15 protein-coding genes are annotated in these 12,510 nt (G+C 70.1%); 6 read left to right on the top strand and 9 right to left on the bottom strand.

Annotated elements, in window-relative coordinates:
* Positions 1-2 precede the first annotated feature (2 nt).
* A complete protein-coding gene (locus ACYVF7_RS04850) occupies positions 3-1,490 on the bottom strand; it encodes a hypothetical protein (RefSeq protein WP_460335464.1) in 1,488 nt (495 codons plus the stop codon).
* 92 nt (positions 1,491-1,582) lie between these two features.
* Positions 1,583-3,004 carry an MFS transporter gene (locus ACYVF7_RS04845; protein ID WP_460335462.1) on the bottom strand — a complete coding sequence of 474 codons (1,422 nt, stop codon included), beginning with the start codon at positions 3,002-3,004 and terminating at the stop codon, positions 1,583-1,585.
* A gap of 112 nt (positions 3,005-3,116) precedes the next feature.
* Between ACYVF7_RS04845 and ACYVF7_RS04840 the strand changes: the two genes are divergently transcribed.
* A complete protein-coding gene (locus tag ACYVF7_RS04840; protein ID WP_460335459.1) occupies positions 3,117-3,998 on the top strand; it encodes a LysR family transcriptional regulator in 882 nt (293 codons plus the stop codon).
* Positions 3,999-4,001: 3 nt separating this feature from the next.
* Here ACYVF7_RS04840 and ACYVF7_RS04835 read toward each other — a convergent pair whose 3' ends face one another.
* On the bottom strand, positions 4,002-4,403 hold the full coding sequence (locus ACYVF7_RS04835) for a carboxymuconolactone decarboxylase family protein (protein WP_460335456.1): 402 nt from the start codon (positions 4,401-4,403) through the stop codon (positions 4,002-4,004).
* 124 nt (positions 4,404-4,527) lie between these two features.
* Here ACYVF7_RS04835 and ACYVF7_RS04830 point away from each other — a divergent pair, with 124 nt between their 5' ends.
* Entirely contained in the window at positions 4,528-5,406 is an 879-nt protein-coding gene (locus ACYVF7_RS04830; RefSeq protein WP_460335453.1) for a LysR family transcriptional regulator, read from the top strand.
* A gap of 20 nt (positions 5,407-5,426) precedes the next feature.
* On the opposite strand, the gene ACYVF7_RS04825 is transcribed toward ACYVF7_RS04830, so the two are convergent.
* Both ACYVF7_RS04825 and ACYVF7_RS04820 read right to left on the bottom strand, forming a co-directional pair.
* The gene (locus ACYVF7_RS04825; protein WP_460335450.1) at positions 5,427-6,728 is read right to left on the bottom strand and encodes a serine/threonine-protein kinase; all 1,302 of its coding nucleotides are present in this window, start codon (positions 6,726-6,728) and stop codon (positions 5,427-5,429) included.
* A gap of 209 nt (positions 6,729-6,937) precedes the next feature.
* The gene (locus tag ACYVF7_RS04820; RefSeq protein WP_460335447.1) at positions 6,938-7,867 is read right to left on the bottom strand and encodes an SDR family oxidoreductase; all 930 of its coding nucleotides are present in this window, start codon (positions 7,865-7,867) and stop codon (positions 6,938-6,940) included.
* A gap of 159 nt (positions 7,868-8,026) precedes the next feature.
* Here ACYVF7_RS04820 and ACYVF7_RS04815 point away from each other — a divergent pair, with 159 nt between their 5' ends.
* From ACYVF7_RS04815 to ACYVF7_RS04805, 3 genes are all read left to right on the top strand, one after another.
* On the top strand, positions 8,027-8,326 hold the full coding sequence (locus ACYVF7_RS04815) for a hypothetical protein (protein WP_460335444.1): 300 nt from the start codon (positions 8,027-8,029) through the stop codon (positions 8,324-8,326).
* 38 nt (positions 8,327-8,364) lie between these two features.
* A complete protein-coding gene (locus ACYVF7_RS04810) occupies positions 8,365-8,979 on the top strand; it encodes an MBL fold metallo-hydrolase (protein ID WP_460335441.1) in 615 nt (204 codons plus the stop codon).
* Between the two features lie 61 nt (positions 8,980-9,040).
* Positions 9,041-9,601, top strand: a complete 561-nt coding sequence (locus ACYVF7_RS04805; RefSeq protein WP_460335438.1) for a TetR family transcriptional regulator — start codon at positions 9,041-9,043, stop codon at positions 9,599-9,601.
* Positions 9,602-9,660: 59 nt separating this feature from the next.
* Here ACYVF7_RS04805 and ACYVF7_RS04800 read toward each other — a convergent pair whose 3' ends face one another.
* On the bottom strand, positions 9,661-9,756 hold the full coding sequence (locus ACYVF7_RS04800; RefSeq protein ID WP_460335435.1) for a DUF397 domain-containing protein: 96 nt from the start codon (positions 9,754-9,756) through the stop codon (positions 9,661-9,663).
* A 6-nt stretch (positions 9,757-9,762) separates the two neighbouring features.
* On the bottom strand, positions 9,763-10,605 hold the full coding sequence (locus tag ACYVF7_RS04795) for a helix-turn-helix domain-containing protein (protein ID WP_460335432.1): 843 nt from the start codon (positions 10,603-10,605) through the stop codon (positions 9,763-9,765).
* Between the two features lie 166 nt (positions 10,606-10,771).
* Between ACYVF7_RS04795 and ACYVF7_RS04790 the strand changes: the two genes are divergently transcribed.
* Positions 10,772-11,269, top strand: coding sequence for an ATP-binding protein (locus ACYVF7_RS04790; RefSeq protein WP_460335429.1), 498 nt, complete (start codon positions 10,772-10,774; stop codon positions 11,267-11,269).
* 13 nt (positions 11,270-11,282) lie between these two features.
* Here the strand turns inward: ACYVF7_RS04790 and ACYVF7_RS04785 are convergent, their stop codons facing one another.
* On the bottom strand, positions 11,283-11,870 hold the full coding sequence (locus ACYVF7_RS04785) for an SRPBCC family protein (RefSeq protein ID WP_460335426.1): 588 nt from the start codon (positions 11,868-11,870) through the stop codon (positions 11,283-11,285).
* A gap of 8 nt (positions 11,871-11,878) precedes the next feature.
* Positions 11,879-12,502, bottom strand: a complete 624-nt coding sequence (locus ACYVF7_RS04780) for a TetR/AcrR family transcriptional regulator (RefSeq protein WP_460335423.1) — start codon at positions 12,500-12,502, stop codon at positions 11,879-11,881.
* Positions 12,503-12,510: the final 8 nt, after the last annotated feature.

The following is a 12,510-nucleotide window of genomic DNA, read 5'->3' as shown; positions in this document are numbered from 1 at the left end:
GGTCAGCCGACCACGCGGTAGGCGCGCGAGACGGTCTCGGTCACCTGGTTCCCGGCGTTGTCGACCACGGTCGCCCGCAGCGCGACGTACCTCGCCTGGGCCGGGTTCGTGACCGAGACGACGCCGTTCGCGACGGGGAGGGTCTGCCAGGTCTTGGCCCCGTCAGTGGACGCCTCGACCTTCAGCGTGGTGACCGCGTGCGCCGTCGCACCGGGGTTGGTGACGACGCGGACCGGGACCTCGGTGGTGGAGCCGGGCGCGGCGGCGTTCCGGTCGTCGAGGCCGCGTGGGGCGAACCGTACCGTGGTCAGTGGCAGCGTCGTCTTCTTCGCCGTCCGCGCGGACGTGAACAGCCAGCTCACCTGGACACGGTCCGACAGCGTCGCCTCGGCGCCGTCGCGGGTGGCCGTCACGTCGAGGCGGTAGGTCGCCGTCTTCTTCCCCAGCGTGACGTCCGGCTCGTACGCGTCGAGCCCGAGCGTCTTCGTGCCGGTCCGCAGTTTCACGTTGGCGATCGTGAACTGGTCGAAGCCCCAGTTGCCGGGGGCGTCGGACAGCAGGTTGACCGGCGTGTAGTGCAGCGTGTCCCCGGTCCGGTAGCCGCCGGGCGCGGCGGGCGCGAACACCGCGGCGTTCCACGTCTCCGCGGGCGCCTCGCCCTTGGCGTACGTGCGGGTGCCGACCGTCACGTTGCCGAACAGCGGGTGGGACGACGACTCGTACCAGAGCTCCCGCTTGCAGGCCGCGCCCGGCTGGACGTACTCGGTCACGGTGGCGGGCGCGTCCAGCCACATCTCGTCGTCGCCGCCCCAGATGGTGCCCCGGCAGCGCGGGTTCACCTTCATGCCGTCGCCGAACGACCGGTAGGTGACCTTCACGGACGCGAGGTCCGCCTTCGTGACGTGCTGGGTCACGCCCGCCGGGACGCCGCCGGAGTAGGAGGTGCCGAGCCGGTAGAGCACGCCGGAGCCGGTCCACGTGCTGCCCTGGCTGAACGTCACCCCGGATCGTTTGACGGGCACGGCGTACAGCCGCCCGGGGACGTCGTCGGTGGTGAAGTCCATGGCCCCGTGCCGTACGTGGACCCGGATCCGGCCCTGGACGGACGGGTCCCCGACGGTGACGTCGATCGGCTTGCCGCTCTTGGCGCTCACCGTGACGTGGTCGTGGCCCTTGGACAGCTTGAAGGTCGTGAGGACGACGGTGTTCTCGGGCGCTTCGTTCGGCTCGGCCCGGGCGAGGGTCGCGTAGATCTCGTACGTCCGCTTGTCCGGGAGTTTCGCCACGGCGTTGTCGCGCCCCATGACGGGCCAGGACTTCTGGGCGACCGGATCGTAGATCTGCGCCGTGATCCAGGGCACCTTCCCGGCCCGGCTCAGCCCCTTGATCGTGAGGTATCGCCAGGTCGTGGCCGACGCGGGCGCGGGCAACGAGGCGAGGACGAGCGCCCCGCCGAGCCCGGTGATGAGCACAGATCTCCGGAATCCCATGACCATCCTCCGCGCAGGATCAAGATCACAAACCTTACATTTCAGGCAGTGCGCGCAAGCGGCTTGGCCACACCAGGCCATCGGTCATGGCGTCATCGGTCGCCGTCCGGGATCAGCAGGTCGGTGACCGCGACCAGCAGCGCCGCGCCCACCAGGGCGGCGGCGCCGAAGAGACCTCGGCCGGCGGACACGGGAAAGTCTCCGCGGGACGCCGTGAGCGTGCCCAGGAACACCGACCCGGCAATCGCCAGGCCGAACGCGGACCCGATCCGCTGCCCGGTCTGCAGGACCGCCGCCGCGGTGCCGCCCTCCGCCGGTGGAACATCCCGCAGGGCGAGTGTCAGGTTCGGTCCGATCACCAACCCGCTGCCCCCACCGGCGGCCAGGAGCGGCCCGAGCAGGAGCAGCCACATCCGGCCGTCGTGGTGGTACCGGACCAGGAGCGCGATGACCCCGAGCGCGAGGACCACGGTGAGCGCGCCGGTGACCACGAGGAGGCGGCCGAAGCGATGCGCCGCACGGCCGCCGAGCGCCGCGCTGATCGAAGAGCCGATGGAGAACGGTGTGCCCGCCGCTCCGGCGGCCAGCGCCGAATATCCCAGGCCCTGTTGGAAGTACAGCGACAGGATGAACAGAACGCCGGTGTACCCGGCGAAATAGAGCACTCCGACGAGCGAGCCGATCGCGTACGGCCGCCGACGCAGCAGTTCGAGGTCGACGAGCGGCCGGCCTTTCGACCGGTAATGCCGCTCCCAGGCGACGAAGCACGCCAGGAGGACGGCACCGAGGCCCAGCAGGGACCACGGAGCCGATCCCTGCCGGTGCTCGGCCATGACCAGCGGCAGGATGACGGCGGTGATTCCGCCTCCGAGCAGCGCCACACCGACCAGATCGAGCCGGCCCGTACGGGCACGCGCGGGGTCGCGGGGCAGCAGCCGGGTCCCGAGGACGAACGCCGGCAGGCCGATCGGCAGGTTCACGAAGAACACCCAGCGCCAGCCGTTCGCCGAGCCGGCCGCCTGGATCAGCAGGCCTCCGGCCAGGGGACCGATCGCGGTGGCCGCCGCGACCATCGCGCCGTACAGCCCGGCGGCCATGCCGCGCTCGCGCCCCGTGAAGAGCTGCTGCATCAGCCCGACCACCTGGGGTGTCAGCATCCCGCCCGCGACGCCTTGCGCCAGCCGCGCGCAGACCAGCCACGTGCCGGAGACCGACAGCCCGCACAGCACGCTCACGGCGGTGAAGACGGCCAGGGCGACCAGGAACATGCGCCGGCGGCCGAAGGTGTCGCCGAGGCGGCCCGCGGGCACGAGGGTCAGCCCGAAGGTCAGCGTGTAGCCCGCGACCGCCCAGGACAGCGCCTCCGACGAGACCCGCAGCCCCTCCTGCATGGACGGCAACGCGACGTTGACGATGCTGACATCGAGTAGCGTCATGGCCCCGGCCGCCAGGCAGACCGCGAACGCCCGCCACCGCCCCGGGTCCGTTCCCGGCATGAACTCCGATCGAGGCAACGCCCCTCCTCCACACGCGACATCGGCCCCAGTCGACCGGTCGGGGCGAGTGCCCATCAATGAGCAACCTCGCCGTGGAACAATCACCGAAAGGAATCGGTGGGAGCGTGTCGTGGAGGTTCGGCAACTTCGCTACTTCGTGGTCGTCGCCGAGATCGGCCACTTCGGCAGGGCGGCGGAGCGGCTGCACATCGTCCAGCCCGCCGTGAGCAAACAGATCGCCGGCCTCGAACGCGAACTCGGGCTCACCCTGTTCGACCGCTCACGCCGGACGATCAGGCTCACCGCCGACGGCGAGGCGTTTCTCCCTCACGCCCGTCGCGCGCTCCAGGCCATCGACCGCGCGGCGAGAGCGGCCGCCGACCTGGCCGCCGGCACCGCCGGCGTCCTGCGCGTCGGCGGCAGTCACGGGCTCGGCAGGCGCATCGAGGAGATCCTCACCGAGTTCCGCGGTGCTCATCCGGGCGTCACGATCCACCTGACGACCACGTCGTCCACCCCGGGCAAACTCGCCGCGATCCTCGCCGGCGACCTCGACGCCGCGTTTGTCACCGCTCCGCCGAGCACCGACGGCGTCGTCGTCCATCACCTCTGGGACGAGCCGCTGCTGCTCGCCGTCCCGGCGGGGCGGGCGGCGACCGCCGCCGATCTCGCCGCCCTCGCCGACCTGCCCCTCGCCCGGTCCCCGCGTGAGGAGGACCCCGGAGGCTTCGACCTGATCACCGATGCCTGCAGAGCGGCCGGCTTCGTTCCCCGCCCTGGCCCCGTTGTCGTCAATGTCCAAGACGTTCTGGCCGGGCCCGTCGCGGCCGGAGACTGCTGGACGCTGCTCCCCTCCGGCGGCATCCGAAAAGACTCGGCGGCGGTCGCCTTCGTCGAACCCACCCGGCAGGTACGCCTACCTGTCGCACTCGCCCTGCCCCACCCGAACGAGCGTCCACTCGCCGCGGGCCTGCTGACCGCCGCGGCGTCGATGCGTGCGGCGACCGCCTGAGGATCACGCCACGTTCGTGATCGGCAGCAGGCCTCGTTCGGCGAAGACCTTCTTGGCGACGAGCGTCGCGTTGATGGACCTCGGCATGCCGCAGTAGACGGCCGAGTGCAGCAGCGCCTCGGCGATCTCGGTGGGCGCGAGGCCGACGTTGAGCGCCGCGTTGATGTGCACCTCCAGCTCGATCTCACAGCCGCCGAGCGCGGCCAGCACGCCCAGGGTGACCAGCTGCCGGTCGCGGGGCGGCAGCTCGGGGCGGGCGTACATGTCGCCGAACGCCCACGCGACCACCTGGTGCCCCAGCTCGGGCGAGGTGTCGGCGAGGGAGTTCACGATCCGCTGACCCGCCTCGCCGTCCACCTGCTCCAGGACCTTCATGCCGTGCTCGTAACGCTCTTCGCGGGTCATCCGTCTCTCCCAGATTTCGCTCGCATCGGCTCGTCCGGTGCGATGTCTCAAGCGTGGCCTGGACGACGACCGAATGCGCGCGGAGGGCATCGATGGCTATGCTTCCCATGCCTTGGAGGTATGGATGGATCTGAGACTGCTCGGCTACGTGGTCGCGATCGCCGAGGAGGGAAGCGTCAGCGGGGCGGCCCGCCGGCTGCACCTGACCCAGCCGACGTTGAGCCGGCAGCTCCGTGAGCTCGAACGACGGCTGGGCGTCGAGCTGTTCTCCCGCGAGGGCCGGGGCCTGACGCCGACCGCTGCCGGGCAGGCCCTCGTACGGCGGGCGACCGTCGTCCTGGCGGAGGCGGAAGGCGCGCTCGAAGACGTACGGCTGGCGGCGCAGGGACTGACCGGGCGGCTGACCGTGACCTTCGCCGGCTCGGGGATCAACGGGCCGCTCGGCGGGGCGCTCGGGCGGATCCGCCGGGAGCTCCCCCGCGTCGACCTGCGCCTGGCGGAGAGCTTCAACGACGCGGAGATGTCGACCGGCGTGCTGGACGGGCGCTTCGACATCGCGGTCCAGCGGCTGCCCATGCGGGACGCCCGGCTGGCCACGCGGGCCTGGTGGCGTGAGCCGCTCACGCTGTTCATGCCCGCCGGGCATCCGCTCGCCCACTCGCCCGAGCCGGCACCGCTGTCGACGCTGGGGCAGATCCCGCTGGTCATCTGGCCACGAGACGTCTCATCCCGCTCGTACGACGAGATCATCGCGCTCTGCCACCACGCCGGCGTCGTGCCGAAGATCGGCGCGGAGGGCCGGAGCGCGCAGACGCTACTGGCCCTGGTCGCGGCCGGGTTCGGCGGCGCGGTGATGGCCGACTCCCACCGCGCGCTGCGCCGGGTCGGCGTGGCGGCCCGGCCGCTGGCCGACACCACGACCACCCTCTACCTCGTCTGGCGGGCGGACGACACGAACCCCCTCGTCGAACGCTTCCGCGAGGTCCTCGCCGACCTCGCCTGATCGACCTGATCGCGGTCGTCTCAGCCGCCGAACAGCCAGCCGATCTTGAACCACAGAATGTGCACGAAGCTGACTGGACCGGAGATCGACTCGTAATCATCGGACGACGGAGTAAGTGTCCAGAAGGCCCAGGACGCCGCCCCGACGAGAACGGCGATCAGCTGGGCCCACGCGGCCTTGCTGGAGTACCAGAACGGCGATGCACGGAGCCTGGCCCGCCTACGCGGCGACGCCGTTTCCCGCTGTTCGACCACTGTCGACTCGACCGGCACCGGTGGGGCTCCGGCCGCTTCCGTGCGCTCGGCGTCCGCTGGTGAGCGATGTGCCGGGGAGGAGCGACGTCGCTTCCTCGATGACCGGCGGGTCGCCGGTTTCGGGTCCGTCGACGGCGATCGGCTCGACTCGGGCACCGGCCGGTCCGCCGAGGAGCGGCGATCCGGGGCGCCGGAGTCCGCGGCGACGGTCGTCTGTGCCGCTGGGCCGTCCTGGCCGGCCAGAGCGAGCACGGTGGGAGGTACCGGCGGATCGCTGTGCACCCGGCGCGCCCAGCTCGCGATCTGCGCCGCCGACGGGCGGTCCTGCGGATCACGGGAGAGAGCCGCTTTGACCTGGGGCTCCAGGTGCGGCGGCACGCCGACGATGTCGGGTTCGCCGGAGACCGCGCGGGCGAGCACGGCCTGCAGCGATCCCGTGCCGAACGGTGGCCGGCCGGTCGCCGCGAACGCCACCGTCGCACCCCAGCCATAGATGTCCACCGCCGGGCCGGGCGGTTTGCCGTCGATGACCTCTGGCCCCAGGAAGCCTGGCGTGCCGATGAACATGCCGGTCTGGGTGAGGCGAGTGGCGTCGGCCGCGTGCGCGATACCGAAGTCGATCAGGATGGGGGCGCCGTCGACGAGCATGACGTTGCTCGGCTTGACGTCGCGGTGGATGATCCCCGCCTCGTGGATCGCGATGAGCGCTTCGGCCAGGCCCGCCGACAGCCGCACCAGCAGGTCGCTGTGCAGGGGCCCGACCGCCTGGACGACGGCGTCGAGCGGCTGGCCGTCGATGAAGCGGGTCACGATGTACGGGCTTTCTGCCGCCACGTCCGCGTCGACCACCTCCGCGATGTGCGGACTTCGCACCCGGCGCATGGTGTCGACCTCGCGGGCAAGCCGTCTGCGGAAGGCGGCGTCCTCGGCCAGCTCGGGCTTCAGCAGCTTCAGCGCGAAGTCGTGGCCGTCCTGGTCGGTCGCCCGGTAGACGACGCCCATTCCTCCCTTGCCGAGGATTGTCACCAGGCGATATCGGCCGATCCGCTGCACTACGGAGTTCTCCACGTGGGCTCTCTGAAGATCGTTTCTGTCAGGGTGATACGACTCAGCGTCGTCAAAAATCGTTCGGAGACCCTGGTAACAGATCGATCACAATGCACGTCAGCCGTCTCGGTCATCTGTCCAGTGCCGGGCCGACAGGCGGCTGAGTGTGAGTGCGATCCGAGGCCGGCGATGGGCCCTGGCAGCCTCGGGCGGCCAGGGCCCATCAGCGGCTACGCGGTGTGAAAGTAGTGACCCTTGTCCAGGTCGTCGAGGAGCCCGGGACCGGTCGGCTGCCATCCCAATAGCTCGCGGGTCAGCGCGCTCGACGCCGGACTGTCGAGCCCGACGAAGCCGGCGAGCCAGATGAAGTGCCCGCCCGCGTCCTCGGGAGAGACGGCGACCATCGGAACGTCGAGATGCCGGCCGATCACTTCGGCGATCGCGCGGATCGGCACGCCCTCGTCGGCGACCGCGTGCAGCACCGACCCCGCCGGGGCGTCCTCCAACGCCAGACGGAACAGGCGTGCGGCATCGCTCCGATGGACGGCGGGCCAGCGCTGGGACCCGTCACCGATGTAACCGGCGACGCCCTTGTCCCGGGCGATTCCGACCAGGGCCGTCATGAAGCCGTTGTCTCCTTCGCCGTGCACGGTCGGGGGGAGACGCAGTACGGACGAGCGGACGCCGCGGGAGGCGAGGGCGAGCGTCAGATGCGCCGTGCCGTACCGCGTCTGCGGGCCACCGCCCAGATGTGCCACGGACGAGTCGGGATCACGCCCGTCCCGTTCGGTCGCCACCTGCCCCGGCGCGAGCCCGAGCAGCCCAGAGGCGATGACGAACGGCCGGTCGGAACCCGCCAGCGCCTCGCCGATCGTCTCGACGGCGCGACGATCCGCGTCGGCGGCGCCCTGGAAGTCCCCCGAGAAGGCGATGTCGTGTTTGAAAGCGAGGTGGATCACGCCGTCCGACTCGGCGGCCGCGCTCCGCAGGACGTCGAGATCGTCGAGGGTGCCGCGACGCACCTCTGCCCCGGCCGTCGTGAGGGCGGCGGCCGAGTCGTCCGAACGTGCCAGCCCGATGACCCGATGACCGGCGGCGATGAGCTCGGGAACCACGGCGGTGCCGATCCAGCCGGACGCGCCGGTGACGAAAACGCGCATGAGAAGACCTCCAGGTACGTCGGCCGTCGCGAAGACAGCGCGATGTCAGTTCCTGTCATCAGAATAGCCGAGCATGTCAGTCCCTGTCATCAGCCTGCCATGAGTCCGGATCCGGCCTCGTGCTTCTTATCCGTGATCCGGCGAGAGGATGATCACCGCATGACGTCCAAACATTGGGTCATCGCGGGCTGGGCTCTCATGGCCGGAGCGGCTTTACTGGCCGGCGTGGCGGTGGTGCAGGTGTTCGCGGCCATCGACAACGACCCCATCGTGGCCGTACCGCTCCGCCGGGACTTCTCGCCGCCACAGGTCATCCAGGTGACCGCCTTCCTGCGAGGCGTGGTCGCGGCAGTCCTGGCCGGTGTCGCGTTCTTCTCCGGTCTCGCCTGCTTCTCGTGGAGCGCGACACGCCGCCGTAACGACCTTCTCGAACAGATCCTCCGCCGCCTCCCCGACTAGGCAGCGGCCCTTCTCGGATCGGCCGATACGGTGATCCGGTGGAATTGACGAATTTCGGGCACGCCTGTGTGCGCCTCCAGGATGGCGATCGGGTGCTGGTGATCGACCCGGGCACCTTCTCCGACGCGGAGGCGGCGCTGTCCGGAGCCACGGACGTGCTCGTCTCCCACGAGCACCCCGACCACATCGACGTCGAGGCGCTCAAGGCCGCCCGGGCGGGCAACCCCACGCTGACCGTCCATACCCATGCGGCGCTGGCTGCCGAGCTCGGCGAAGGAGCGGTCGCGGTTGCCGCGGGCGAGACCTTCACCGCCGCCGGCTTCACGGTGAAGGCCGTGGGCGGCGTACACGCCGAGGTCATCGACGGACTGCCCGGCTGCCCGAACCTCGGGTTCATCGTGGACGGCCTCTACCACCCGGGAGACTCCTTCTTCGTCCCCACCGACGAGGTCGACACCCTGCTGGTCCCGGCGTCCGGTCCCTGGGTGAAGATCGGCGAGGCCATCACCTTCGTCCGCGGCGTCCGGCCGGCCCGGGCGTTCCCAATCCACGACATCCAGCTCAGCAAGATCGGTCTGGAGTACTTCGACGAGTGGCTCGAGGACGAGACCGACTACGCCCGCATACCGGTGGGCGATTCAGTCGATCTCTAGGCGCCCGCCGACAGCAGCCCGCACACAATGTCAGCTGCTGTCATCAAGCTACGATCAGGACATGGGGCGATGGGAGCCGAACGCGCGCGGCCGACTCGAGAAGGCGGCGCTGGAGCTCTACGGCGAGCGTGGGTTCGAGCAGACCACAGTGGCGGAGATCGCCAAGCGCGCGGGACTCACGGAGCGCACGTTCTTCCGGTACTTCGCCGACAAACGCGAGGTCCTGTTCGCGGCCTCAGGCGAGTTGGAGGACCTACTCGTACGCACCGTCGTCGAGACACCCGATTCCGCGACGCCGATCGACGCGGTGGCCGCGGCTCTGGAAGCCGCCGGCGCCGTGATCTATCACGAACGCGCCCGGAAGCGTCACACCGTCATCGTCGCGAACCCGGAGCTACGAGAACGCGAGCTGGCCAAACTGGCGTCCCTCGCCGCGGCGCTCGCCGACGCGTTGCGCCGGCGAGGCGTCACCGACCTGGCCGCACAACTGACCGCCGAGGCGGGCATCGCCGCCTTCAAGGTCGCGTTCGAGCACTGGGTCGACGAGACCGACGAGAAAGACCTGCCACAACTCATCCGAGAGTCATTCGACGAGCTCAAAGCCGTAACCGCAGGAAAATGATCAGCGACGGCAGATGCCCCCGACGATCGATCGCGCCGGGGGCATCGCTGGATCCGCGGCTACTCGGCCGAGTCGCGGTCGAGGGCGGCGACTTCCACACAGTCGTTCTGACTGCCACTTCGGGTGCTCTTACGCCAGTCGAGGGGGTGGGACATAGGCGGCTACTCCTTGGCCATGTCGACGATCAGTGCCGCCGACTCCTCGGGGGTAAGCGCCGCATCACGGATGCGGTCATACGCCAGCCTAAGCCGCCGATTGCCTTCCGCACTTTCTATGTACTTCTCGCCAGAGATGTCCTCGATACAGGACACAGCCGGATCGATGGCGTCGGGGAACTCGAAGTGCGTGAATGAGCCTTCGAGGCCGATGCTCGCCCCGACGTTGAACGGCAAGACCTGGATCGTGACGTTCGGCCGCTTCCGGGCGATGGCATCCATCTTTCGGAGTTGTTCCTGCATGACGGCCGCACCTCCGACCTCATACCGCAGTGCCGGCTCTCCGACGATCGCATGAAACTCCGGCGCATCGGGCCGACTCAGCAGCGTCTGCCGTGCGATGCGCGCTTTCACCCGCTTCTCGATGTCATTGGGACCGAGGTGTGGGTGTCCGGGCTGGATAACCGCGCGAGCGTAGTCCTCAGTCTGGAGCAGGCCAGGAATGAGCAGGGGCTGCCACGAACGGATGGCGGAGGCAGCATCCTCAAGCCCGACATACGAACCGGTGAAGACGCCGAGGTCCTCCCACCAGCCGCGTTCGCCGGCGTCGCGGGCGAGCCTGATCAGGCTGTCGCGTTTGCCGTCGGGCAGGCCGTACAGGTCGAGGATGTGGGCGACCGTCTTCGGTGACGGTATGGCGCGGCCGTTCTCGAACCGGTTGAGCTTGCTGTAGGACCAGCCGAGCTGCGCGGCGGCCTGCTCAACACTCAGACCGCTGTCCTCTCGAAGCGCCCTCAGCTCGGTCGCGAGTCGGCGAGCACGGACAGAGAGACTGTGTCGGGGAGCCATGGCGAGAGTCTGCCTCGCCCGATGAGGTCACGTCAGGCGTTTAGCAACTTTCCGTGAATCTACAGCTACAGCTTGTGATCAATGATGACGTCACTTCACTATGACCACAGCAGACACCTCGCACCCCGGTCGGGTCCCCCTGACCGCACACCCCTGGGTTGATCACATGACACTCGACCCCACGGCCCCCGCAGACGCGACCGCGCCCGCCGGCCCGCTCGGGCGGCCGGACTGGCTCGCGCTCCATGTCCATGACGCCTCCGCGCCGATCGCCCGGCGGTTCGCCGAGGCCGTCGCGGTGGAGCACGGCGCGGACCGCGACGCGATCGGCCTGGTCACCAGTGAGCTGGTGACGAACGCCCTGCGCGCCGCCCGGAGGCTCGTCGACGACGGACTGGTTCCCGCCTGGACGCATCCGGAACGACCGGTACGGATCGGGGTCCTGGCGACCGCCCGGTGGATGCGCCTGTCCGTCACCGACCCCGACCCCCGGCCGATCGATCCGCAGGCGGTACCGAACAACGGCTGGGGGTTAGGGATCATCGACACGCTCTCGGCTGCGCGCTGGACGACGTACGACGCCGGCGGCAAGACCGTCCACGTCGTCGTCCCGTCGCCGGGGGTGGAGTTGACGGCGGCGGAGCTGAGCGTACTGACGCGGTGATTCGCCGAGCCGCTCAACCGGTCGCCCGCTGGGCGAGGGTCTTGTTCATGGCGCGGAACTGCGGGAGCGTGTTCGACTTCAACTGGCCCTCGATGAAGGGGACGGCGACGCCGGTGAAGCGCTCGCTCTGGGTCAGGCGGACGCGGTGCGGGCCGAGCTGCTCGATGAGGAACCGGTGCTCGCCGTCCGCGATCCATCCCGGGTCGACCTTTCCGAGCCAGCGCAGCTCACGACCGGAGGCGGCGGTCAGCACCTCGGGGGTGAAGGTCATGTCGCCGCCGGCGTCGTGCAGGTGGATGCGCATACGGGCGCCCTTCGTGAGGACGCCGCCGGCGGAGGTCACCCGCGCCGAGGTCATGAACGGATTCCACTGCGGGTAGGCGGCGAAGTCCGTCAGCACCCGCCAGACCTGGTCCGGCGTCGCCTCGATCTCCGTCGAGGCCGTCAGCGTCACCGGGCGGACGTTGGTCCACAGCGTGTATCCGGCCAGCACGACGATCAGGCCGGACAGCACCGCGAGCAGCCGGCGCCGTCGCCGGGGAGAGGCGGCGGACGGCGTCTTGGTCTCGTCGACGCGCGTGGGCAGTTGGGCGTGAGTCATCGTTTCTCCTACTCCCCGGGGGAAGGTGCGGCGCCGGTCAGCGTGCTGCTGACGAGACGGTGGACGTAGGCGGTGTCGATGGGTTGGCCGGTGACCAGCAGCCGGTAGTACAGGGCTCCGGCGAGCTGGTCGAAGACGACCTCCGGCTCGGCGTCGGGGCGCAGCTCACCGGCCTCCTTGGCGGTCTGGAGCAGGGTGAGCACGAGGGCGTTGCGCCGGGCGAACATCTCCTGGACGGTCGCGCCGACGTCGGCGTGACGCGCCGCCGCCGCGGCTATCTCCGCGACCAGGCCCGCCGACGCCTCTCCCGCGGTCGCGGTCCGGCCGACCCGCCGCATCCGGTCGAGCCCGCCCACGATCTCGCCGAGGTATCGCGTCAGGTCGGCGCGGACGTCGCCGCTGTAGGCCACGGGCACCTGGTCCATCACTCGCGCCACCACGGCGACGATCAGATGGTCCTTGGTGGGCCAGCGCCGGTAGATCGTGGTCTTGGCGACTCCGGCCTTCGCGGCCACCTCCTCCACCGCGAAGCGGTCGTATCCGCGGTCGAGCAGCAGCTCCAGGGCCGTGTCCACGATGCGGGCGTCGGCGTCCCGGCTGCGCGGCCGGCCCCGCCGGGGTGCGGTCTCCATTCGAGCCC

This window comes from Actinoallomurus acanthiterrae, from assembly GCF_054775715.1.
Note: the sequence above shows the minus strand (reverse complement) of the source record. Positions and strands in the feature narration are given on the sequence as shown.

Excerpts from the sequence above, each read along its gene's own strand:
- ACYVF7_RS04830 (WP_460335453.1), top strand. The coding sequence starts at position 4,528 with ATGGATCTGAGACTGCTCGGCTACGTGGTCGCGATCGCCGAGGAGGGA.
- ACYVF7_RS04780 (WP_460335423.1), bottom strand. The coding sequence starts at position 12,502 with ATGGAGACCGCACCCCGGCGGGGCCGGCCGCGCAGCCGGGACGCCGAC.
- ACYVF7_RS04820 (WP_460335447.1), bottom strand. The coding sequence starts at position 7,867 with ATGCGCGTTTTCGTCACCGGCGCGTCCGGCTGGATCGGCACCGCCGTG.
- ACYVF7_RS04805 (WP_460335438.1), top strand. The coding sequence starts at position 9,041 with ATGGGGCGATGGGAGCCGAACGCGCGCGGCCGACTCGAGAAGGCGGCG.
- ACYVF7_RS04835 (WP_460335456.1), bottom strand. The coding sequence starts at position 4,403 with ATGACCCGCGAAGAGCGTTACGAGCACGGCATGAAGGTCCTGGAGCAG.
- ACYVF7_RS04785 (WP_460335426.1), bottom strand. The coding sequence starts at position 11,870 with ATGACTCACGCCCAACTGCCCACGCGCGTCGACGAGACCAAGACGCCG.
- ACYVF7_RS04795 (WP_460335432.1), bottom strand. The coding sequence starts at position 10,605 with ATGGCTCCCCGACACAGTCTCTCTGTCCGTGCTCGCCGACTCGCGACC.
- ACYVF7_RS04800 (WP_460335435.1), bottom strand. The coding sequence starts at position 9,756 with ATGTCCCACCCCCTCGACTGGCGTAAGAGCACCCGAAGTGGCAGTCAG.
- ACYVF7_RS04850 (WP_460335464.1), bottom strand. The coding sequence starts at position 1,490 with ATGGGATTCCGGAGATCTGTGCTCATCACCGGGCTCGGCGGGGCGCTC.
- ACYVF7_RS04790 (WP_460335429.1), top strand. The coding sequence starts at position 10,772 with ATGACACTCGACCCCACGGCCCCCGCAGACGCGACCGCGCCCGCCGGC.
- ACYVF7_RS04815 (WP_460335444.1), top strand. The coding sequence starts at position 8,027 with ATGACGTCCAAACATTGGGTCATCGCGGGCTGGGCTCTCATGGCCGGA.